The sequence below is a fragment of the Mycobacteroides franklinii genome (genome assembly GCF_001853795.1).
GTDB lineage: Bacteria > Actinomycetota > Actinomycetes > Mycobacteriales > Mycobacteriaceae > Mycobacterium > Mycobacterium franklinii.
On record NZ_MLIK01000004.1, the window covers coordinates 577278 to 598560 of the forward strand.

21 protein-coding genes are annotated in these 21283 nt (G+C 65.2%); 4 read left to right on the forward strand and 17 right to left on the reverse strand.

Annotation, left to right across the window (positions count from 1 at the left end; genetic code table 11):
• Positions 1 to 18: 18 nt before the first annotated feature.
• From BKG76_RS03260 to BKG76_RS03280, 5 genes are all read right to left on the reverse strand, one after another.
• The gene (locus BKG76_RS03260) at positions 19 to 1290 is read right to left on the reverse strand and encodes a serine hydrolase domain-containing protein (protein ID WP_070935923.1); all 1272 of its coding nucleotides are present in this window, start codon (positions 1288 to 1290) and stop codon (positions 19 to 21) included.
• Between the two features lie 105 nt (positions 1291 to 1395).
• Complete coding sequence (locus BKG76_RS03265) at positions 1396 to 2667, reverse strand: serine hydrolase domain-containing protein (RefSeq protein ID WP_070935925.1); 1272 nt, start codon at positions 2665 to 2667, stop codon at positions 1396 to 1398.
• An 87-nt stretch (positions 2668 to 2754) separates the two neighbouring features.
• The gene (locus BKG76_RS03270) at positions 2755 to 3615 is read right to left on the reverse strand and encodes a glycine betaine ABC transporter substrate-binding protein (RefSeq protein WP_070935927.1); all 861 of its coding nucleotides are present in this window, start codon (positions 3613 to 3615) and stop codon (positions 2755 to 2757) included.
• A 6-nt stretch (positions 3616 to 3621) separates the two neighbouring features.
• Positions 3622 to 4818, reverse strand: a complete 1197-nt coding sequence (locus BKG76_RS03275; protein WP_070935929.1) for an NAD(P)-dependent malic enzyme — start codon at positions 4816 to 4818, stop codon at positions 3622 to 3624.
• A gap of 64 nt (positions 4819 to 4882) precedes the next feature.
• The gene (locus BKG76_RS03280) at positions 4883 to 5494 is read right to left on the reverse strand and encodes a MarC family protein (RefSeq protein WP_070935932.1); all 612 of its coding nucleotides are present in this window, start codon (positions 5492 to 5494) and stop codon (positions 4883 to 4885) included.
• A 93-nt stretch (positions 5495 to 5587) separates the two neighbouring features.
• On the opposite strand from BKG76_RS03280, the gene corA reads away from it, so the two are divergent.
• The gene (gene corA, locus BKG76_RS03285; protein ID WP_070935934.1) at positions 5588 to 6682 is read left to right on the forward strand and encodes a magnesium/cobalt transporter CorA; all 1095 of its coding nucleotides are present in this window, start codon (positions 5588 to 5590) and stop codon (positions 6680 to 6682) included.
• Between the two features lie 4 nt (positions 6683 to 6686).
• Here corA and BKG76_RS03290 read toward each other — a convergent pair whose 3' ends face one another.
• The 6 genes from BKG76_RS03290 to BKG76_RS03315 all read right to left on the reverse strand — a co-directional run bounded on the left by BKG76_RS03290 (position 6687) and on the right by BKG76_RS03315 (position 12360).
• On the reverse strand, positions 6687 to 7292 hold the full coding sequence (locus tag BKG76_RS03290) for a suppressor of fused domain protein (RefSeq protein WP_070936830.1): 606 nt from the start codon (positions 7290 to 7292) through the stop codon (positions 6687 to 6689).
• Between the two features lie 11 nt (positions 7293 to 7303).
• Entirely contained in the window at positions 7304 to 8479 is a 1176-nt protein-coding gene (locus BKG76_RS03295; protein ID WP_070935936.1) for an ABC transporter ATP-binding protein, read from the reverse strand.
• A gap of 2 nt (positions 8480 to 8481) precedes the next feature.
• Positions 8482 to 9324, reverse strand: coding sequence for a carbohydrate ABC transporter permease (locus tag BKG76_RS03300; RefSeq protein ID WP_070935938.1), 843 nt, complete (start codon positions 9322 to 9324; stop codon positions 8482 to 8484).
• The gene (locus BKG76_RS03305; RefSeq protein ID WP_070935940.1) at positions 9321 to 10220 is read right to left on the reverse strand and encodes a carbohydrate ABC transporter permease; all 900 of its coding nucleotides are present in this window, start codon (positions 10218 to 10220) and stop codon (positions 9321 to 9323) included. The genes BKG76_RS03300 and BKG76_RS03305 overlap by 4 nt, the downstream gene beginning before the upstream one ends.
• A complete protein-coding gene (locus BKG76_RS03310; protein ID WP_070935942.1) occupies positions 10217 to 11641 on the reverse strand; it encodes an ABC transporter substrate-binding protein in 1425 nt (474 codons plus the stop codon). The genes BKG76_RS03305 and BKG76_RS03310 overlap by 4 nt, the downstream gene beginning before the upstream one ends.
• 197 nt (positions 11642 to 11838) lie before the next feature.
• A complete protein-coding gene (locus tag BKG76_RS03315; protein WP_005110090.1) occupies positions 11839 to 12360 on the reverse strand; it encodes a general stress protein in 522 nt (173 codons plus the stop codon).
• Between the two features lie 157 nt (positions 12361 to 12517).
• Here BKG76_RS03315 and BKG76_RS03320 point away from each other — a divergent pair, with 157 nt between their 5' ends.
• Entirely contained in the window at positions 12518 to 13207 is a 690-nt protein-coding gene (locus tag BKG76_RS03320; protein ID WP_070935944.1) for a DUF4190 domain-containing protein, read from the forward strand.
• On the opposite strand, the gene BKG76_RS03325 is transcribed toward BKG76_RS03320, so the two are convergent.
• Both BKG76_RS03325 and BKG76_RS03330 read right to left on the reverse strand, forming a co-directional pair.
• A complete protein-coding gene (locus BKG76_RS03325; RefSeq protein ID WP_070935946.1) occupies positions 13204 to 14166 on the reverse strand; it encodes an HpcH/HpaI aldolase/citrate lyase family protein in 963 nt (320 codons plus the stop codon). The two genes, BKG76_RS03320 and BKG76_RS03325, sit on opposite strands and share 4 nt — an antisense overlap.
• 23 nt (positions 14167 to 14189) lie before the next feature.
• Positions 14190 to 15140 (reverse strand): oxygenase MpaB family protein, encoded by a 951-nt coding sequence (locus BKG76_RS03330; RefSeq protein ID WP_070935947.1) that lies wholly within the window; start codon positions 15138 to 15140, stop codon positions 14190 to 14192.
• Positions 15141 to 15467: 327 nt separating this feature from the next.
• Here BKG76_RS03330 and BKG76_RS03335 point away from each other — a divergent pair, with 327 nt between their 5' ends.
• Together BKG76_RS03335 and BKG76_RS03340 are read left to right on the forward strand one after the other, a co-directional pair.
• Complete coding sequence (locus BKG76_RS03335; protein ID WP_070935949.1) at positions 15468 to 16712, forward strand: lytic transglycosylase domain-containing protein; 1245 nt, start codon at positions 15468 to 15470, stop codon at positions 16710 to 16712.
• 23 nt (positions 16713 to 16735) lie between these two features.
• Positions 16736 to 17872 (forward strand): Mrp/NBP35 family ATP-binding protein, encoded by a 1137-nt coding sequence (locus BKG76_RS03340; protein WP_109420540.1) that lies wholly within the window; start codon positions 16736 to 16738, stop codon positions 17870 to 17872.
• 45 nt (positions 17873 to 17917) lie between these two features.
• On the opposite strand, the gene tatB is transcribed toward BKG76_RS03340, so the two are convergent.
• From tatB to sigE, 4 genes are all read right to left on the reverse strand, one after another.
• Complete coding sequence (gene tatB, locus BKG76_RS03345; RefSeq protein WP_070935952.1) at positions 17918 to 18328, reverse strand: Sec-independent protein translocase protein TatB; 411 nt, start codon at positions 18326 to 18328, stop codon at positions 17918 to 17920.
• Complete coding sequence (gene htrA, locus BKG76_RS03350; RefSeq protein WP_070935954.1) at positions 18328 to 19806, reverse strand: serine protease HtrA; 1479 nt, start codon at positions 19804 to 19806, stop codon at positions 18328 to 18330. Before htrA ends, tatB begins: the two co-directional genes overlap by 1 nt.
• A 9-nt stretch (positions 19807 to 19815) precedes the next feature.
• A complete protein-coding gene (gene rseA, locus BKG76_RS03355) occupies positions 19816 to 20259 on the reverse strand; it encodes an anti-sigma E factor RseA (protein WP_109420541.1) in 444 nt (147 codons plus the stop codon).
• A gap of 108 nt (positions 20260 to 20367) precedes the next feature.
• Entirely contained in the window at positions 20368 to 21132 is a 765-nt protein-coding gene (gene sigE / locus BKG76_RS03360; protein ID WP_070935956.1) for an RNA polymerase sigma factor SigE, read from the reverse strand.
• Positions 21133 to 21283 lie beyond the last annotated feature (151 nt).

Genomic DNA, 21283 nt, shown 5'->3' on the forward strand with positions numbered 1-21283 from the left:
ATCATTCGCGCTGTCGCGTTAGCGCGCCGCGCGAATGATCGACGGCAGGAACGTACCGATGATGGTCTGATCGAACACCATCGTGCTGGGCAGTCGGTTGTGCACGATAGCAACGGAGATCTTGCGTTTCCGGTCGGCCCAGCCGAATGAGCCACCGGCGCCGATGTGCCCGAAGCCACCACCGATCACCGGGACTGCCAGGGAGTGGTACCCCCGGTGCCAGCCCATCGGTAACCCCAGCGTGTGGTCGATCTGGTAACTGGGCTTGCGATCCAGCCCCTTGGTGATCTCCGGTGACAGCAGTCGCACGCCATCCACGCTGCCGTCACCCGCCAACGCGGAGTACAGCTTGGCCAGCGCAGGTGCGGTGCAGCAGGCGCTACCGGCCCCGCACCGCAGGTCCATCACATCCGCAGTGGCGTGTCCGTCATCGGCCAGCAGCATTTCGGCACCCGGCTGATACAGCGTCGACGCGGCCCCCTTGGCGCCGGGCATCTTGTCGAGCACACCCATGACGGGAGGGGCCGTGCGACGGATGAAGGCGGATCGGGCGACCCGATCCAAATATGGTGTCAGCGCGGCAGATTCCGAAGGTGCACCCACCGGTGGGCGCCCCATGTGGATGCCGTCGACCCCGAGCGGCTCGGCCAGTTCGGTGCGATACAACTCCTCCAGCTCCTTACCGGTCACGGCCTTGGCCAGCCGTCCCATGAGCCAGCCGATCGACAAGGCGTGGTACGCGGGCTTGCCGAAGTAACGGTCGACGGGGGCCGCGGCCAGCCGGTCCGCCATCAAGTCCGGGTCGAACATCTCCTCGTAGTTGTGCGCGATACCCGTCAGCCGCGACAGACCCGCGGTATGCGAGAGGATTTCATCGACAGTGATCGCTTGCTTGTCGTTGGCGGCGAACTCCGGCCAGTACCGCGACACCGGCGCCCGATAATCCAGCAGCCCACGGTCCACCAGCCTGTGGATGATCGTGGCGGTGACACCCTTGGACGCCGAGAAGATCACCGGCGCAGTGTCACGCGTCCACTGCACACCCTTCTGTGCCAGCCCAGACCACAGGTCAAGTACTGGCTCGCCGTCCACGTATACGCAGATGGCGCCACCACCGACGCGGTACCGGGCGAAGGCGAGCGAGAAGACGCGCACCACCCCCCGAAACTCGGGACGCGCCCATCCATTCACCCCCGGCGGAAGCTCCATGCCGCGCTCCAGCGGCGGGTACGCGAAGGGCGGGCGGAAGGGTTCTGCGGTCGCGTCATCGAGACCGTGCGGTTGTGCCATAAGTAACACTGAGTACCAGGTACTTGGCATCAAGACAAGAGCTGTCGAGTAGATGTCAGGACAGATACCCAATCGGGGCTCGCCGATTAGGGGAACGTCACGACGTCAACCGACAGCCTTGATGATCTGGGGCCACAAGAACGCAAACGAGATCTGGTCGAGCGCCATGGTCAACGGCAGCCGATTGTGCGCGAAGCCGACCGCGATCTTGCGCTTCGGGTCCGCCCATCCCATCGACCCACCCAGCCCGATATGGCCGAAACCACCACGGAATCCGTTCATGGGCAACGACATGTACCCCAGGTGCATCCCCATGGGGAACACGATGGTGCGGTCGATGCTCAGATTGGTCTTACGAGCAAGCCCGGCAACAGTTTCCGGCGAAAGAAACTCACGGCCCTCGACGCTGCCAGCGCCCGCCAGCGCGGCGTACATCTTGGCGAGCGCGGGCGCCGTGGCCACCGCATTGGCGGCGGGTGCCTGCATGTCGTACAGCGCCGAATTCAGCGTGCCGTCGTCGGCGAGAATCCGCTCCATGCCCGGCTCGTACATCGTGCCGATGGCACCCTCGAAACCCGGAAGGCGATCGACGGCGCGGATCACCGTCGGCAGCACCCTCCCCACCACGGGCTTGTTCGCCACCGAGTCCAGGAAGGGGTACATCGAGGCAGCCTTGGTCGGTGAGGTACGCGGCGGCCGCCCGAGGTGGATTCCGTCGACCCCAAGCGGCTCGGCGATCTCGGTCCGAAACAGCTCACGCATGTCCTTCCCGGTGACCGATCGGGCCAGCCCCGCGAGCAGCCAGCCGAAGGTCAGTGCGTGATACGCGCGCTTTCCGTAGAACTTGTCGACCGGTGCCGCGGCCAGGCGCTGCTCCATCAGCTCGTGATCGACGACTTCCTCTGCGTGGTAAGCGATTCCCTCAAGGCGCGAAAGCCCGGCGCGATGATCGAGCACCTGCCGGACCGTGATCGAGGACTTCCCGTTGGCGCCGAACTCCGGCCAATAGCGTGCGACCGGGGCGTCATAAGAAATCAGTCCGCGATCAACCAGACGGTGGATGACCGTTGCGGCGATGCCCTTCGACGCCGAGAAGACGAGGGCGCCGGTATCTCGCGTCCAGCCCTGCCCGGCGGCCGCCGCGCCCGCCCAGATATCCAACGCCGGTTCGCCATCGACATAGACGCTCAGACCGCCGCCACCGAGACGGTACTTGGTGAACATCCAGTCGAAAGTCCGGACGACAGCGGACAGCTCGGGCCGCGCCCAGCCCTCCACTCCCTTGGGCAGCCGTAGTCCGGGCTGGTCACCCGGATACAGTCCGTCGCGACGTGCAGGTGCTGTGGCCGCAACATTGGGGCCCAGTGGGATCGCCATAGTGACATTTAGGTACCACGTGTCAAATAATCGGGTCAAGTCACAATCTGATTGCCTGCCACGTTTACGCAGGTCGCGGGACCGCCGCTAGCCGCGCAGCAAAATCTGGTGATCGTTGAGCCATGTGTCCACCACGCGCTGCGGGTCTCCCCCGCCGGAAACCTCCCGCGTCATAGTCGAAAGATCGCCGGTCGTGAGCTCACCGGCAACCTTGTTGAGCGACAACACTTGTGGTTCGGTCAACTCATTGCGGCGGTAGAGGGGAACGACGTTATTGGCCGGAAGCCAGTTCTTCCCATCATCTAGCACCGTGACCCCGTCGACAGGCAGGTTCTGGCTGGCCGTACTGGTCCAGGCCACCGCAATCTCGCCGCGTTTGAGCGCCGCGAAAAGTTCACCGGCCCCGGCGAATTGACGGGGAGCACCGGTATCGCATGACCCAATACGCGGCACCGGAACGGGCCCCTGACCGACCTGCCCGCTGCGCAGCAGCTGATCGCAATGCCGAACGAAGGCCGCCAGCGTCGGCTTGGACGAGGCGCCCGGCGACGCGGCGACCGCCAGCGCCGGACGATCCTCGGCCGTCCCGTAGTCGGCCGCGGCGACACCCGCGGGCAGCGCGGCGATCATGGCCTTGTACGCGGCCTCCTCGTCACCGGTGGGCCGCTGCTGCGGCGCGAATTGCCGTAGCACTCTGCCGGTGAACCCGGGTGCGACGCTCGCGATGCCCGTGTCCAATTCTGCTACTGGATCAGCACTCTCGCGCACCCTCGTGTCGATACCGGTTGCCTGCACCACCGCCGCATAGATATGCGCAAGCACCTGATACTGCGGGTCACTGGTCGTCACCACCGTCAGATACGGTGCCGGACCGTGGTTTTCCGAACAGCCGACGAGAATAGCCGCCGTCGCCAGCAGCCCCGCCGTCCATACGCGAGAAATGAACATCGACGGCTAGGCGCTGCCCGATCCTCTTCGCGTGGACGGCTCATCGACCTCGTGCGCAACAGCCTGCACGGCGGCCGCCACGGCCGGTCCGACGCGCGGGTCCAGCGGGCTGGGCACAATCTTGTTGGGCGCCAGGTCAGGTTCCACAACCGAGAAAATCGCCTCGGCCGCAGCCACTTTCATCCGCTCGGTAATCTTGGTGGCCTCGGCGTCCAGTGCCCCGCGGAACACGCCGGGGAAGGCCAGCACGTTGTTGATCTGGTTCGGGAAGTCGCTGCGCCCCGTCGCCACGATCGCGGCGTACTTGGCCGCGATATGAGGGTGAATCTCGGGATCGGGGTTGGAGCACGCGAAGACAATGCTCTCGTCCGCCATGGTCGCGATCAGCGACTCATCCACCTTGCCCGCCGAAACACCCAGGAACACATCGGCACCCGCGAGCGCCTCGGCCTGCCCACCGGTGAGACCACGCGGGTTGGTGCGCGCGGCAAGGTCGGCCTTGAACTCATTGAGGTCATCGCGGCTGGTGTGCACAATGCCCTTCGAGTCCAGCACCGTCACATCGGTGATGCCGTCTGCCAGCAGAATGTTGGCGCACGCGACGCCGGCCGCGCCCGCGCCGGAAATGACCACCTTGAGTGACTGCTGATTGCGGCCCAACACCCGCGATGCGCCCATGAGCGCGGCCAACACCACGATGGCGGTGCCGTGCTGGTCGTCGTGCATGACGGGGCAGTCCAGCGCCTCGATCACGCGCCGCTCGATCTCGAAACAGCGCGGCGCCGAGATGTCCTCCAGGTTGACCGCACCAAAGGTGGGCCGCAGGCGGATCAGCGTCTCGACGATCTCGTCGGGGTCCTTGGTGTCGAGCACGATCGGGATGGAGTTGAGGCCGGCGAAGGTCTTGAACAGCGCACTCTTGCCCTCCATGACAGGCAGTGATGCCGACGGACCGATATCGCCCAGACCGAGCACGGCGCTGCCGTCGCTGACCACCGCGACCAGGCGGTGCGCCCACGTGTATTTCTTGGCCAGGCTGGGGTCGGCGGCGATGGCCCGCGAGACCTGCGCGACACCCGGGGTGTAAGCAATCGAGAGCGCACGCTGGGTATCCAGCGGCGACTTGAGCTCTACCGACAGCTTCCCGTCGATATGTGCTTCGAAAATCTCTTCATCTGTCACAACAACGTCGGATGCGGTCACAGCGTGAGACTACTGGCCGAGGCGGAGGTCACTTCTGGCGACTCTGGAACTGTGAGCAGCCCCGTTACGCACCCGCTACGAATCCGCGCACCGACTCGGCGATCATCTGCACCGCGATGGCGGCCAGCAACAGACCGGCTACCCGCGCCAGCAGCATGATTCCGCCCTCCCGCAGCACCCTGATCAGCACCGTCGAGAACCTCAGGGTCAAATACAGCACCACATGCACGCATAGGATCGCCGCACCGATGGCTAGGTAGGTACCCACCTGTCCCTGCGCCTGACGGACCGCGATGATGGTCGCCGCGATGGCTCCCGGCCCCGCCATCAGCGGGGTACCCAGCGGAACAAGAGCCACATTGACCCCACTATCGGCGTCATGACTGGTGGCCCCACCCATCAACAACGACAAACCGGTGATGAGCAGCAGCAGCCCTCCCGCCCCCTGCAGCGCGGGCACCCCGATATGCAGGTAGGCCAGAATCGCCTGGCCGCCGATCGCGAACATCGAGATGACCGTCAACGAGACCGCGGGCGCCTGCCAGGCCGCACGATGCCGTTCGGCGGCCGGCTGCCGTCCCGTCAGCGACAAGAAAACAGGTACCGCACCCGGAGGGTCCATGATGACCACGAGGGTGATGAACACTGAGGTGAACACCGCGATATCGAACGCCACGACGTCAGTCTCCCAGGCGGTGCCACAGGTTCACGGGTTACCATCGCGCAGCACGGTTCCGCAGAATTGGTATGCGAGCAGGGAGCCCACATCATGGCGCGATTTCCGTCGGTCAGCCCGTCGTCGTTGCGTTCGCCCATCCGCGGTCGTGAACCCGAGACCGATGCCAAACGCATCCCCGTTCCCCTCGCCCGGGCCATCGTCGACTGCGCCGTCTATGTGGACGGGGTGCGGCTGCCGGGCAAGTACACCCCGACCGCCGCGCTGGAAAAGGTGCGCTCGCTGGATCGCGGGTTCGTCTGGGTGGGTCTGCACGAACCCGACGAACACCAGATGGAAGCGGTCGCCGAACCTTTCGGCCTGCACCGGCTGGCCGTCGAGGACGCCGTGCACGCACACAACCGCCCCAAGCTGGAGCGGTACGACGACACCCTGTTCTTGATTCTCAAGACCGTCAATTATGTTGAGCACGAATCGATCTCCTCTGCCCGCGAGATCGTGGAGACCGGCGAGATCATGATCTTCGTCGGCGGCGACTTCGTGGTGACGGTGCGGCACGGCGACCACAGCGGGTTGGCGAAGGTACGCGCACAGATGGACGCGGATCCCGACCACATGCGGCTGGGCCCGTACGCCGTCATGCATGCCATCGCGGACCGCGTGGTCGACTCCTATATGGAGGTGTCCGACCTCGTCGAGACCGATATCGACGCGATGGAACAGAACGTCTTCTCACCCCGATCCAGCACCGACATCGAACACATCTACATGCTCAAGCGCGAAGTCGTGGAGTTGCGTCGTGCGATCAGCCCGCTCACGAGCGCACTCAGCAAGCTGACCCAAGACCACAACGACCTCATCACCAAGGAAGTACGCCGGTATCTCCGTGATGTGCTCGACCATCAAACGCACGCGGCGGACAAGATCGGAAGCTACGACGAGTTGCTCACCTCCCTGGTGAACGCCGCACTCGGCAAGGTGGCCATGCAGCAGAACACCGATATGCGCAAGATCAGCGCCTGGGTCGGTATCGCCGCATTTCCGACCATGCTCGCCGGTATCTACGGCATGAACTTCGAGCACATGCCCGAGCTGGCCGAACCGGCTGCCTACCCGACTGTCCTGGTCGTCATGGTCGCCGTGTGCACGCTGCTGTATCGGAACTTCCGCAAGAACGGGTGGCTGTAGCGCGCTAGCTCGGCTGGGCGTGAGCGCGTGACGGATCCATCACGTCGATATCGGCCTGCAGCCACGCATCCCGGAGCGCGTCGGCTCCCTTGAGCCGAACCCAGGCGGCCTCGTTAGCGGTGATGGGTACCGCCGCCAGAAATCGAACCGGCGAGAGTGGCTCGGGCAGTGGAAGATCCGGGACATCACTGGCTTGCAGCAGCACCGCGGTGAAGGCCTGCCTGTCCGGGTCGTCCCAGAGCGGCTGGCCGAGGTCGACAAGCGCATCATCGGTGAGCACCAGGCCCTCCACCGCAGGCGAAGCCGCCAGCACCGCAAGAGAACGGGCCAGGCCCGGGAAAACATTGCCGCGCAAGCTGATCAGCACCTCGGCCCGCGGCCCGAGCTGTTCGGAGGCCAGCATCTCCCCCGGGTCGGACATCGGATATCTACAGGCCCCCACCGAGGCGAAATGGGTCAGCCCGGCGTCGTCGGGACCGTAGCGCAGCAGCTCATACGGCTCGGAACCCAGAAAGGTGACGGATGCCGAATCCGGCTCCCCCGCACCGCGACCGGTAAAATGGCCGGCCAGATGCGCATGTACCGTGCGGACAATCTCGTCCGAGTTCATTCCCGCGCTGTTCACGCGCCGGCGGCCGCCAGGGAAAGGTTCTCCCCCGACTCGGCATCGAATATCACCAGCTTGCCGGTGTCGATGATCAGCTCGATGGACTGTCCCGCGACAACCGTGGACGCCGCCGAAAGCCTTGCCACGAACTCGTTGTCGGTGACTTCCGATTCCTGCGCGAGCTCGGTCAGCTCGTCCGAATGCGCCGCGCCGCCCTCGGTGGTGAAGTGCACGTACTTGTCCGAGCCCAGCGACTCGACCACATCGGCATTGACCGTGAGCGTCAACCCGGTGATCCGCTTGTAGGTGTCGACCAAGGCGGCATCCTCGAATTGCTCGGGCCGGATGCCCACAATCACGTCACCAGACTGCTTTTTGGCGGTGATGCCCGCGTACACGCCGGCATCGAGCGTCACCTCACCGAAGGGCAGCTGCACACCCACATCGGTGAGCCTCGCCGGAAAAAAGTTCATGGACGGCGAACCGATGAAACCGGCGACGAACAAGTTGGCCGGTGTGTCATACAGCTCCTGGGGTGCGCCCACCTGCTGCACCTTTCCGCCACGCAGCACCACCACCCGGTCCCCGAGCGTCATCGCCTCGGTCTGGTCATGCGTGACATACACGGTGGTGGTGCCCAAACGCTTCTGCAGGCGCGCGATCTCGGTGCGCATCTGCACCCGCAGTTTGGCATCGAGGTTGGACAACGGCTCGTCCATCAGGAACGCCTTGGGGCTGCGCACGATCGCTCGCCCCATCGCCACCCGCTGTCGCTGACCACCGGATAGGTTGGCGGGCTTGCGGTCCAGATAGTCGGTCAAATCCAGGATCTTCGCTGCCTCGTCGACCTTGGCGTTGATATCTGCCTTGCTCATCTTGGTCAGAGTCAGCGGAAAGGCGATGTTCTGGCGCACCGTCATATGCGGATACAACGCGTACGACTGGAACACCATCGCGATATCGCGGTCCTTGGGCGCCTTCTCGTTAACCCGCTCGCCGGCGATGGTGAGCTCACCGGAGGAGATGTCCTCAAGTCCGGCAATCATGTTCAGCGTCGTCGACTTACCGCAGCCGGATGGCCCGACCAAGATGATGAACTCACCGTCGGCGATGCTCAGGCTGATGTCCTGTACCGCAGCGGAACCGTCCGCATACGTCTTGGACACCTGGTCGAGCACTATCTCAGCCATCGCTAACCCTTCACTGCGCCGGAGGTCAATCCGGCGACGATCCGTCGTTGAAATATGAGCACGAAGATGATGATCGGCACCGTGATGACAATGGCGCCGGCGGCAATCGATCCGGTGGGCTCCTCGAATTGCGAACTGCCGGTGAAGTTCGCGATGGCCACGGGAGCCGTGATGGACCGGTCGGTGGCCGTCAGTGAGATCGCCAGCAGCAGGTCATTCCAGGCGAAAATGAACACCAGGATCGCGGATGTGACGATGCCCGGGGTGGCCAGCGGGGCAATGACCTTCCAGAAGGCCTGTGCCGGCGTGGCGCCGTCCATCTTGGCGGCCTTCTCCAATTCCCATGGGATCTCACGGAAGAAGGCCGAGAGCGTGTAGATGGCCAGGGGCAGCGCGAAGGTGATGTACGGGATGATCAGTCCCGGCCAGGTGTCGAAGAGGCCGAGGGAGCGCTCGATGTTGAAGATCGGTGTCACCAGCGAGATCTGCGGGAACATCGCGATCAGCAGGGCCGCTCCGATGAGCGCCTTCTTGCCGGGGAAGTCCAGCCGCGCGACCGCATAGGCCGCCATGGTGCCCACGCTCACGGCGATCACCGTCGCGATGAGCCCGATGCCGATGGAATTGACCAGCGCCGAGGTGAAGACGTTGCCGCTGAAGATGCCCCGGTAGTTGTCCAGCGTCATCGGCCACGGAAAGAACTTGCCGTCCTTGACCGACGACGACGGCTTGAGCGACAGGCTCAGCACCCACAGCACCGGAACCAGGGCGTAGCAGAGCACCAGCACATCGGCGATCGCCCAGCCGGTCAACTGGCGGGCCCGGCGCGGATCCTGCGTGCTCATCGTCCGCCCTCGCCGTCCGCGGTCGGCGCCGAGGCCCCGAAACCCTTGATGAAGATGAAGGCGATGAGGGCCACACACAGGAAGATGAGGACGCTGATGGCCGAGCCAAGCCCGACGTTGAAGGCCTTGAACAGGTTGTCGTACCCCAAGATCGATACCGATCCTGTGTTGTTGCTGCCGCCGGTGAGCACGTAGATGTTGTCGAAGATTCGGAAGGCGTCCAAGGTACGGAACAGCAGCGCGACCAGAATCGCGGGTTTCATGATCGGGATGGTGACGCGAATCAGCCTGCTCCAGCCGTTGGCGCCGTCGACCTGAGCAGCCTTCAGCAGATCGTCGGGTACCAAAGCCAGACCGGCCAGCAATAGCAATGCCATGAAGGGGGTGGTTTTCCACACCTCGGCCAGGATCACCACCGCAAGCGACGGAATCTGTTGTGTCAGTGGCGCGCTGCCCGACGGGAGCAGGTTCGCCAGATAGCCGGTGCCCGGCGTCCAGGCGTAGTACCAACTGTATGACGCTGCCACGGTGACGATTCCATATGGGATCAGCACGGCGGTGCGCACGACTCCCCTACCGAAGATGGTCCTGTGCATCACCAACGCCAGGGTCAGTCCGAGCGCGAGCTCGATGAGCACCGAAATCACGGTGATCACAAGTGTGACGACAAGGGCGCTCCACCAATATCTGTCACTGAGCACGGTGACGTAGTTGTCGAACCATACGAACTTGCGATCCTGCGGGCTGGCGAAGCTGTACTTCTGCACACTCAGCCACACGGCGTAGCAGATGGGATACGCGGTGACCGCCAGCATCAACAGCGCGGCCGGTGCGATGAGCAACAGCCCGAGCCTGCGTTCGGCCTTCTTGCCCTCGGAGCTTGTCGTGGGGGTCACGGGATCAGCCCCCGTCCGTCGACGGCCTTCTGCACCTGATCGGTCAGCTGGTCAGCGGTGTGCTCGGGATCGATCGCGGTGATCGGTGCCAGTACCGCGGACACCCTGGTCGAGATGGCTTGGTAGTACGGCGAGGCGGGACGCACCGCAGCATTCGCCAGTTGATCGCGAATGATCGCGTACGCGGGGTATTTGGCCTGGAACTCGGGATCGTCGTACAGGGACGAGTCGACCGCGGGCAATCCGCCCTCGATGGCTGTCGCCTTCTGATTCTCCCGGCTGCGCAGGCAGTTCAGCGCTTCGAAGGCCTGCGCCTTGTAGCGCGTCGTTCTGGCGACCGCGATGTTCAGTCCGCCGATGGTGACCTTGGCGGGCCGTCCCGCCACCACAGACGGAAACGGCGCGAAACCGAGCGCCGCACTGGCCGCCTCGTAGGCGGCGGCGAACTGCTCATCGCTCGGCTCGAACCGGCCCGCGCCGCCAATCGCGCCCGTCAGGTCCGGCCGCCGGTCCAGACGCAGGAAGGGAACTCCGCCCTTGATGGCGTTCTCCATCATGCTGGCCATCACGAACGGCCAATTGATCTCAAAAGCCGCCTTACCCTGCTCGAACGCCAAACGCGCTGTGCCCTCATCGGTCTGAGTGATCGAGGGATCCGCCCCGTCCGCCGTCGCAATCGATTTCATGGTCCGCAGCGCGGTGACGGTGGCCTCCCGGTGCTCCGGGGTATCCGTCAGTGTCACCGTCTTGCCGTCCCCCGCCAGAACAGAGCCGCCCGCACTCGCCAGCAGTGTGTTGAACAGAACCACCAGGCCCTCATACTGCTTGCCTTGCAACGCAATCCAGCTAGGCCCGCCTGACTGCGCGAAGGCTTCGGCCGCCTGCACCGTCTGATCCCACGTCGCGGGAGGTTCGGGTACCAGATCCTTGCGGTACCACAGCAGCTGAGTATTGGTGCTCAACGGAGCGGCGTACAGCTTGCCCTTCCAACGGGCGCTCTCCAGCGGGCCCGCGAGGGCATCACGCTGCGCGGCGGCCTCGGTCACGCCCGCCGGGTCATCGGAAAGCGGTAGCGCCCAACCCGCTTCGGCGAACTCCGCGGTCCACACCACGTCCATGCCCATCAGGTCCAGGGTGCGGTCGTTACCGGTCAGTCGCCGCGCAAGCTGCAATCGCTGCTCATCGGCCCGCTTCGGGAGGCTGACCTGCTGGATGGTGAACCGGCCACCCAATTCCTTGTTGCATCGCTGCGCGGCAGCCGAAAAGGTCCCGGCCTCACTGGCCGGCGTGTAGAAGCGGATGACGACCCCGTCGTCGGAGCTAGCACATCCGGTCAGCGAAGCCAGCGTCAGACAGGTCAGCAGGGTCGAGCCCAGCGCCACACCCTTCCGTCGGAACCATCCGGCCGACGACTCCAGCACGACCGCCTCCTGGTCCGTTGACGTTGCTCGGCACCTCCGCGTGCCGGCACGGCGGGCACTCCCGTCCCGCGCGGCAACCGTAGAGCGAAAACCAGGTGACATGCAACATGTTCGGTGCGAGTGTCCCACTGTCCGCCCGGCTCAGTACCCGCCGGCAACACCGCAGGCCAGCGCCATACGGCGCGTGACCACCTGGCCTAGATGGCGAGTTTGGCCAACATGTCGCGCGCGGCCTCAGCCTGCGCCGGCTCGCACAACACGTCATAGCGCCCCGCGACAAGCTGCATCGTCGACGCGAAATCTCTTGTGCCCCTTGTCATGGCGTAGGGCACCGCAGCGGTGACCAAGCCGAACACCAGCCCGACGGTGAGTCCCACCACCAGTGATCCGGCCAGATTTGTGCTGAACATCCCCAGCACCAGGCCTATGAACAAACCCAGCCACGCGCCACTGAGCATGCCTCCACCGAGCACCTTGGGCCAGGAAAGCCGGCCGGTTACCCGTTCGACCTGCATCAGATTCACTCCGACGATCGTGACGTTCTCGACCGGGAACTGCTCGTCAGATAGGTAGTCAACGGCGCGCTGAGCCTCGGCGTATGTCGGGTACGAGCCGATGGGCCAGCCCTGCGGCGGCGTCGGCAGAGATAACGACGAAGACAACGGGGAACGCTGTGACGTCGAGCGCGGTGGTTGCCCGGGGGTGAGCGGTTGTCCCACGAGTTCGATCCTCCTGGAGAGTCGGCGGCGCACGGTGGCGCTCTAGCTAGCACTTATTTAACGCCCAGGGACATCAGTTGGTGCCCCTTTGACCGCGACCTGCGACTTTCCACCCGCGGCACGGCCGACAGCCCTCGCAATACGCTAGGTTTGCGCCATGACTACCCCGGGTAACGAACACTCCGGCGCCAGCCCCGACCCCTCGTCGGGATACGAGTACCCGTCCCTGGAGAAGTCCGCCCCGCCGGCCGATGCCGCGTCCACGGCGAGCCAGGCGCCGCCGAGCGTCTCACCGGCCTGGGAAACGCCCGGGTCTCCTCAGTCCTACCCTGCGTACCCGAGTTACCCGGGCGCTACGTACCCCAGCGCTGCCTACCCGACCGCGCCGCCCACGTATCCCACCGCGCCTCCGCCGTATCCGACGGCACCGCCCGCGTACCCCCAGTACAGCCAGGGCTATCCGTCCTATCAGCCCGGGCAGCCCGGCGCCTACCCGCCACCGGCGGGCTATCCGGTCGCGGGCGGGTATCCCGGATATCCGGCCCCCGGGTACGCGGACCCGTATGGGTACGGCGCGTATGGGCCGACCGCCGGCACCAACGGGTTGGCCATCGCCTCGCTGATCACGTCAATCGCGGCCATCGTCACCTGCTACCTGGGAATCATCCTCGGCATCGTCGGTGTCATCCTGGGCGTCATTGCGCTGAATCAACTCAAGACCAGACAGCAGGATGGCAAAGGCATCGCGATTGCGGGCATCATCCTGGGCGCGGTGATCCCCGTGCTCTGGATAGTGGTTCTCATCATCATCGCCGCTGGGAGCAGCGGCACATCGGGGTCCTACTAACCCGTCGGCGGCTCGTAAGGGGACGCCTGCCGCGCCATACCCGCTGCACGCCCCTTGCCCGCAATCACCAGCGCCATCTTGCGGCTGGCCTCATCGATCATCTCGTCGCCGAGCATCACCGCACCGCGGGCACCGCCGGCCACCGAGGTGTGCCACTCGTAGGCATCCAGGATCAGTTCGGCTCTGTCGTAATCCTCTTGGCGCGGGCTGAACACCTCGTTGCCCGCCTCGATCTGGGCGGGGTGCAGCACCCATTTCCCGTCGAAACCCAGCGCGGCCGAACGGCTTGCTGCGACCCGGAAGGCATCGACGTCGCGCACCTTCAGGTAGGGGCCGTCGATGGCGTCGATCCCGTGCGCACGCGCGGCAACCAGGATGGTCATCAGCACATGGTGATACGCCTCGCCGTCATAGCCGGGTGGCTGCTCACCCACCACCAGCGTGCGCATGCCGAGGCTGGCCATGAAGTCGGCCGGGCCAAAGACGAGCGAGCGCACCCGCGGGCTCGCCGAGGCGATCGCGTCGATGTTGGTGAGCCCTTCGGCGTTCTCGATCTGTGCCTGGATACCGATGGCACCCACCCGCAGCCCGTGTGACCGCTCGACCTGAGTCAGCAGCAGGTCCAGTGCCGTCACGTGCGAGGCATCGGTGACCTTGGGCAACAGGATGTTGTCGATGTTGCCGCCGGCCCGAGAAACGACCTCCACGACGTCTGCGTAGGTCCATTCGGTGGTCCAGTCATTGACACGCACCGACAGCAGCTGCCCGGACCATCCCGGAGCGTTGAGCGCCTCGGCGATGCGCTGGCGCGCCTCGACCTTGGCCGGGGACGCGACCGCATCCTCAAGATCCAGGAAAACCTCGTCTGCCGGAAGGGTTTTCGCCTTGTCGATCATCTTCTGGCTGCTACCGGGAACAGCCAGGGTGGTACGACGTGGGCGGTATGCGGGAGCCGTCACAGGTAGTCAGCGTAGGCGTCGCCCTATGCGGTGGCCCGCCTCCCGTACCGCTCCTTGGCCTCGGCCGGGGTGACGGTGACCGTGCGAACCGGCGCCTTGGCTGCGTGGAAGTCACGCAGGGTCGTCGCTGTCATCGGTAACTTGGCGAATCGCGCAATGGAGTCTTCGATCGCCGGCACGCTGGCGACGGACATGGCTGCAGATACCAACGGCCGGTACGCCACATCGACAATTCCAGGCTGGTCGAATTGGCCCAGTTCCCGCATCCACCGCGGCAGCGTCGCGATGGTCGCCGGAGCCATCAGCCGACTGACCGCCCAGAACCGCAGATTGCTGCCCGACCGCGGGGTGCGCAGCAGGTAGTGCATGGCATGCTGCGCGCGCTCGGAGGTGCACAGCGTGGGGCGCATCTGGGCGAAGTACTCACGAACCTCGTCACGCGACCGCGGTACATCGGCCGGATTGACGGTCTGCAGCTCGGCCGCGGTCACGCACTCGGACCAGTAACGGTTCTCGTCGGCCTGACTCAACGGCCCGGGTCCGAACATCTCGTAGCACTTGAGCACCGAATGCCAGCCCGTCACATGGATCCACAGCTGCGAGGCCGGGTCGTTGGCGCTGTAGCGCTTTCCGGTCACCGGGTCGATTCCCTTGGAACGGGCATGAACCTTCTGCAAGTGCTCGGAGGCCTCGATCGCGGTACGCGAATCGGCGGTCGCGACGATGAGGAAGTAGGCGAGGGTTCCGTCCATCCGCCCCCGCGGATCCCGATAGATACCCGCCGAATCCGCCACCGCGGCGGCCAGGTGTGGTTCGAAATGCTCCAGCACCACCGAGCGCTGGAAACCGATCAGTGCGGTGGGGCTGCTCCACACCTTCCACGTCGGCGAATCCGGCCCAAAGAATCCGTAGTCCTCACGGGGCCGATCGGAGCCAAGCTCCCAGTGGACGGCGACATCCGGTGATGCGGTCATGCTGTAACGCTATCAATTGATTATGTTTACGTCCAGATACTGACCGTCAGTCAGACGATGCGGGGATCACGACCTGGAAGATAGCCACCCGTCAATTTGCAACCGACGTACAGGCCGAACTCGGCGCGCTCAGGCCGGATTGCCGGCCATCCAAAAATTCGCTGGGGTTTGCCCATTTTGCAACCCGGCCGTGATCGCGCCGGTATCGTTTCCCCGGTTCACATCGGTCACACCCGTCACGACTGCATAGGTCAGAATGAGTGCCGACAGATGGCACCCTGACGTACTGGCAGGGGCCCGCGAAACGGGCCCGAAGGAAGGAACCGAGTGGAGCTTCCGGGTTGGGTTGCGACGTCGGTGAAGAACGCCCGTAGCGCGGCATCACGTGTCAAAGAAGCCTCCGCCTCGGTGCCCTGGCTGCGTGTCGGTGGGCTCAGCACTCTGGCCATCGCCGGCTTCGCGGTTGCGGCCAGCAGTGCCCAGGTGAGCGGCCAGGCCGTCGTCCCAGTTCCGGTTCCCGTGGTCTCTGCGGCCACCGCGCAGGCCGACATGGGCCAACTGAATCTCGTGACCGTGATGCGTCCGCCGACGCAGTACCGCATCGCACCAAGCGCCGCCGTTGCACCACCACCGCCCGGGATCCTGATGGCCCCTGGGGGTCTTGGTATCCCGAAGATCGCGTTGGATGCTTATCAGAACGCCGAACGCATGATGGCCAAGGCCGAGCCCGGGTGCGGGGTGAGCTGGAACCTGCTGGCGGGCATCGGCCGGATCGAATCGGGCCATGCCAACAACGGTGCCACCGACGTGAAGGGTCGCGTGATCCGTCCGATCTACGGCCCCACGCTCGACGGCACGCTCCCGGGCAACGAGGTCATCATCGACCACGAGGAGAGTCGGACTCAGGGCTCCCAGGTGTACGTCCGCGCCATCGGGCCCATGCAGTTTCTGCCGAGCACCTGGAGTCGCTACGCCTCCGACGGAGACGGCGACGGCAAGGCCGACCCACAGAACGTTTTCGACGCGAGTCTGGCGGCCGCCCGCTATTTATGCAGCGGTGGATTGAATTTGCGGGATCACTCGCAAGTGATGTCGGCCATCCTGCGCTACAACAACTCGGTCGCCTACGCGCAGAACGTGCTCGCCTGGGCCGCCGGCTACGCCACCGGAGTGATTCCGCTCAACCTGCCGCCGCTGACCGCCGCCGATGTGGCGCCCGAACGCAAGGCTCACCTCGGTGGTGAATCCCGCGGACTCGGCCCCGGCTCGGCCATCGACGTCGCCGGGCTCTCCCCCAACGATCCGCTGGCCCAGCTGCCGATCGTCAACCCGTTGACACCGGATCGAGTTACTGTCGCGGGCCTACCCGGAGCCACCCCGCCGGCACCCGAAGCGCCTCAGGCTCCGTGCATGTTCTTCTGCGCACCGCAGCCTCCGCCCGCCGAGCCCTTCAACCCGTTCGCCCCCAACCAGGCGCCGCAGCCGTTCAATCCGTTCGCCCCGCCGCCACCCCCGGTGGAGTTGGGCCCGGCTCCCGGACCTGCACACGCACCGGCAGCGCCAAAGCCCTAACCGGCACGCCCTAGACTCGGGTAGTGACATCCGAGCTCACCACGGCCGTGCGCAGCGCACTCGCCGGGGTTATCGACCCCGAACTTCGCCGTCCCATCACCGAGTTGGGGATGGTCAAGGACATCACGTTCGACGACGCCCACAACGTCGATATCGGGATCTACCTCACCACTTCCGCGTGCCCGAAGAAGGCCGAGATCGCCGAGCGGGTCACCCAGGCCGCCGCCGATGTCGACGGCGTGGGCACCGTACGAGTGCAGCTGGATGTCATGAACGACGAGCAACGCACCGAACTGCGCAAGCAGCTGCGCGGCGACAACCCCGAACCGGTCATCCCGTTCGCCCAGCCCGGCTCACTCACCCGCGTGTACGCAGTGGCATCCGGCAAGGGCGGTGTCGGAAAGTCCAGTGTCACAGTGAACCTCGCGGCAGCGATGGCGGCCAAGGGGCTATCGGTCGGGCTGCTCGACGCCGATATCTACGGCCACTCGGTACCGCGCATGATGGGCACCTCCGACCGGCCCACCCAGGTGGAGCGGATGATCCTGCCCCCGGTGGCCCATGACGTGAAGGTCATCTCGATCGCCCAGTTCACCCAGGGCAACACCCCCGTGGTGTGGCGTGGGCCGATGCTGCATCGCGCCCTGCAGCAGTTCCTGGCCGATGTGTTCTGGGGCGATCTGGATGTACTGCTGCTGGATCTGCCACCGGGCACCGGTGACGTCGCGATCTCGGTGGCCCAACTCATTCCGGGTGCCGAGATTCTGGTGGTCACCACGCCGCAGCAGGCGGCCGCCGAGGTCGCCGAGCGTGCGGGTGCCATCGCGACCCAAACCCGTCAGCGCATCGTCGGTGTGGTCGAGAACATGTCCTGGCTGGTGCTGCCCGACGGCACCCGCATGGAGGTGTTCGGCTCCGGCGGCGGCGACACCGTCGCCGAAAGTCTGACCCGGGTGGTGGGCACCAAGGTACCAATGCTCGGCCAGATCCCGCTGGACCCTGCCGTGCGCGAGGGCGGCGACAGCGGGCTGCCGATCGTGCTCAGTCAGCCCGATTCAGCCGCGGGCCAGGCTCTTCGGGCCGTGGCAGACAAACTCTCGACACGCAGCCGGGGGCTGGCGGGCATGTCCTTGAACATCGACACCACCCGACGTAACTAAGGCCTGTCCCCCTCCCCTGCGCGAGCATGCTCGCGGACGGGGTGGTTATGTCGCGTCGGCGTCGTAACGTGTCGGCCCGGGCACTGCGGGCTTGGTGAGCTCCGGGTTGACGACCGGTGTGGGTGCCGGCTCGGTGACCGCCTTCTTCACGTCATCCAGCGGCCTGGTCAACGAATCGAGCACCGAATCATCACCGTCCAGAAGGTGCTTGGTGATCACGGCACGTGGCGTCATACCGCGCAGCTTCTGCAGCTCGGCGAGCGGCTTGCGCACATCGTCGAACTCCGGCCCCAGCTCTTCGCGCAACGTAGCCGTCGCACCGCTGGCGTAGTCACGCACCTTGCGCAGCGACTCGGTGGTCCACCGGATTGCCCCGGGCAGCCGCTCCGGGCCGAGGACCACGAGCCCCACGATCAGCAGGACCAGTAGCTCTCCCCAGCCGACACTGCCGAACATCAGGAGCCGTCTGGACCAGGGGTAACTTTGAGCTCGACGGGGCGACCCTGCCGCAGCACCGTAATGGTGGCTTCCTGCCCAATCTTCAACTGCCGCACCGCTACCACGAACTCGTCGGCGTCGGCCACCGTCCGGTTACCGACCTTGACGACGACGTCGTTCTCCAGCATGCCGCCCTTTTCCGCGGGACTGCCGGCCTTGACGTTGGCCACCTCAGCGCCCGTGGCGGTCGCATTGCTGACCGTGCGGCTACTGATGCCCAGCGTCGCGTGCACGATCTTGCCGTCGCGGATCAGCGTCTGCGCAACCTCGGCAGCCTCATTGATCGGAATCGCGAAACCAAGACCACTTGAGCTGTCGCTCAACGACTTTCCGGCGGTGTTGATGCCGATCACCTGAGACTTCATGTCGATGAGCGGACCACCGGAGTTGCCGTGGTTGATGGCGGCGTCTGTCTGAAGCGCGTCGATCACGGTGTCGGTGTCACTGCCCTCACCCGAGAGCGGCACCGGACGATGCAACGCGCTGATGATGCCGCCGGTCACGGTGCTGCGCAGACCCAACGGGGAACCGAACGCGATGACCTCGGCGCCGACGGCGACCTTGTCGGAATCACCCAGGCGCGCCACGGTCAGGTTGTCGACATTGTCGACCTTCAATACCGCGATGTCGGTCTTCGGGTCGCGCCCCACGAGATTCGCGGGCACCTTCTTACTGTCGTTGAAGATGACTTCGATCTTGAACTTGCCGGGGTTCTTCGCGGCGTCGGAGATCACGTGGTTATTGGTGATGATGTAGCCCTTGGGGTCGATCACGACTCCCGAGCCCTGGGCCACCTCGTCATCCGAGCTGGCCTCGATGGTCACCACGGAGCTCTTGACGGCGTTGGCCACCGCGGTGAAGCGGGACTCGTCGGGCTGGGTGTTGTCATCGGTGGTCAGGGTGACCTTCGAGGTGGTGAAGGCCTCGACCACTTCGGCCGTCTTGCGTCCGATGATGCCGCCGACCAAGCCGATCAGCAGAGCGACGGCCGCCAGAACGGCGAGCGCGGGGATGGATACCCGGCCGCCAAAAAGAACATCGCGCACACCCAGCTTCGGAGCCGGCGCACCGGATATCGCCACGGGTGCCTTGTCGACTGCGGGGCTGCCCAGCTGAACCTGCGCTGTGGGGTCGCGCCACGGATCCTCCGCGGCGTCCGGACCGTCGTCGACGGCGTTGAGCTTGCCGGCATCGGCGGGGTGGCGTTGCAGAGAAGTAGTCGCGTTATCGGGCCGTCCGAAAGCCTGCGCCAGTACCGGGTCGGGCGGACCCACCCGCGGTGTGTAGTCCCCCTGGTCTCGGTACTTGTCCGCGCCCTGGAATGAACCGGATACCCCCGAAGGACGGCCGAAAGCCCGCTGTGAAGCCGGATCGACGGGCGGCCGGTCAACCGGGCGCGGCGCCAACCGGGGAGCGGTGTCCTGATTTGCGGTCACCGGCCCACCCTACCGGCGCTTACGGCGTGCGCGGCTATCTGGCCGCACCGCGTCACCCCCCAATGCCTGCGGTAAGTCGCCGTCGTGTGCCGACGGTTGCGACGGGGTGACGTCATGAGGGATGTGCGGAATCTGGCTGAGCAGCCCAAGCAGTGAACCCGGTACCCGAATCCCACCGGAATCGCGGAGGGCGCTGCGCGCTTGGCGCTGCGCGTCGATCTCCAACGCGCATTCGGCGCACATCGACAGGTGGTGCGCCGCCCGCAGGTGGGCGCTCATCCGCAGTTCGCCATCCACGAACGCCGCTATCGCCTCCGTGGACAGATGCTCGGTAGATCCGAACTGGCGCGGGGCACCCACCGGGGCCTGGCTCTGCGAGGCGAACGGGGACGGCAGCCGCGAGAAGGAAGAGAAGCTCGAGAACGCCCGCCGGAACGAGCCGCTATCCACCACGGCGACGCTCCCTTCGACTCGGAATGGCCGGCGGACTCGTACCGACCTACCTCGAAGATAGCGCGCGAATGTACTCATTGCGTACCAACCTGCGCCGACGGTGTCGCGCTACTCGGCGGCCGCGAGCGCGGACGTCGAGGAGCGGGCAGCCAGGTACTCACGGATCGCCTGCCGACCGCGGTGGATGCGGCTACGGACGGTGCCGAGCTTCACATCGAGGGTCGCGCCGATTTCCTCGTAGGACAGACCTTCGATATCGCACAGGACCACGGCGGCACGAAACTCCGGTGCCAGCGAGTCCAACGCTGCCTGCAGGTCGGCTCCCAGCTGAGCGTCGTGGTAGATCTGCTCGGGATCCGGGTCGGTGGCCGGTACACGGTCGTAGTCCTCCGGCAGTGCTTCCATGCGGATGCGTCCACGGCGACGAACCATGTCCAGGAACAGGTTGGTGGTGATGCGGTGTAGCCAGCCCTCAAAAGTGCCGGGCTGGTAGCTCTGCAGCGACCGAAAAACCCTGATGAAGGTTTCCTGAGTCAGATCCTCGGCATCTTGCGGATTGCCCGAAAGCCGGTAGGCCAGGCGGTACACACGGTCTGCATGCTCACGAACCAGTTCATCCCAAGACGGCATGGCGGCCTGGTCTCCGGTGGCATCGAATACTGCGGTCCCGGACAGCTCGTCGGGCTGGGCCTCGACGAAGTCGGTGTACTCGGGCTCGCTGATACGCGTAAGCGAAATCGCGTGTTCCTCCTGTTCGGTGGTCGCCTCGCCCCCAGTGGGGAGGCTGACAGCCCGATCAACTCGGATGCCACCGGTGTTATTCCCAGATAGGCGCGGGGCACTCAGGCTCTGGTTCAGGACGGATCGCGACATGCAATGACCCTCTACCACCTAGGTGTGGGTCACTTATGAGCCAACTTAACTCTTCCTGAGAATGCGGTCTCGATCCGATCTCACCAGGGATTAGTGAGCAAAAAACCCGCTCGATCCATCAGGAGTTCGGCGTGTCGCAGGACAGATCCGT

Coding starts and splice junctions, on each gene's coding strand:
- BKG76_RS03260 (WP_070935923.1), bottom strand. CDS start 1,290: ATGGCACAACCGCACGGTCTCGATGACGCGACCGCAGAACCCTTCCGC.
- BKG76_RS03265 (WP_070935925.1), bottom strand. CDS start 2,667: ATGGCGATCCCACTGGGCCCCAATGTTGCGGCCACAGCACCTGCACGT.
- BKG76_RS03270 (WP_070935927.1), bottom strand. CDS start 3,615: ATGTTCATTTCTCGCGTATGGACGGCGGGGCTGCTGGCGACGGCGGCT.
- corA (WP_070935934.1), top strand. CDS start 5,588: ATGGCGCGATTTCCGTCGGTCAGCCCGTCGTCGTTGCGTTCGCCCATC.
- BKG76_RS03290 (WP_070936830.1), bottom strand. CDS start 7,292: ATGAACTCGGACGAGATTGTCCGCACGGTACATGCGCATCTGGCCGGC.
- BKG76_RS03295 (WP_070935936.1), bottom strand. CDS start 8,479: ATGGCTGAGATAGTGCTCGACCAGGTGTCCAAGACGTATGCGGACGGT.
- BKG76_RS03300 (WP_070935938.1), bottom strand. CDS start 9,324: ATGAGCACGCAGGATCCGCGCCGGGCCCGCCAGTTGACCGGCTGGGCG.
- BKG76_RS03320 (WP_070935944.1), top strand. CDS start 12,518: ATGACTACCCCGGGTAACGAACACTCCGGCGCCAGCCCCGACCCCTCG.
- BKG76_RS03330 (WP_070935947.1), bottom strand. CDS start 15,140: ATGACCGCATCACCGGATGTCGCCGTCCACTGGGAGCTTGGCTCCGAT.
- tatB (WP_070935952.1), bottom strand. CDS start 18,328: ATGTTCGGCAGTGTCGGCTGGGGAGAGCTACTGGTCCTGCTGATCGTG.
- sigE (WP_070935956.1), bottom strand. CDS start 21,132: ATGTCGCGATCCGTCCTGAACCAGAGCCTGAGTGCCCCGCGCCTATCT.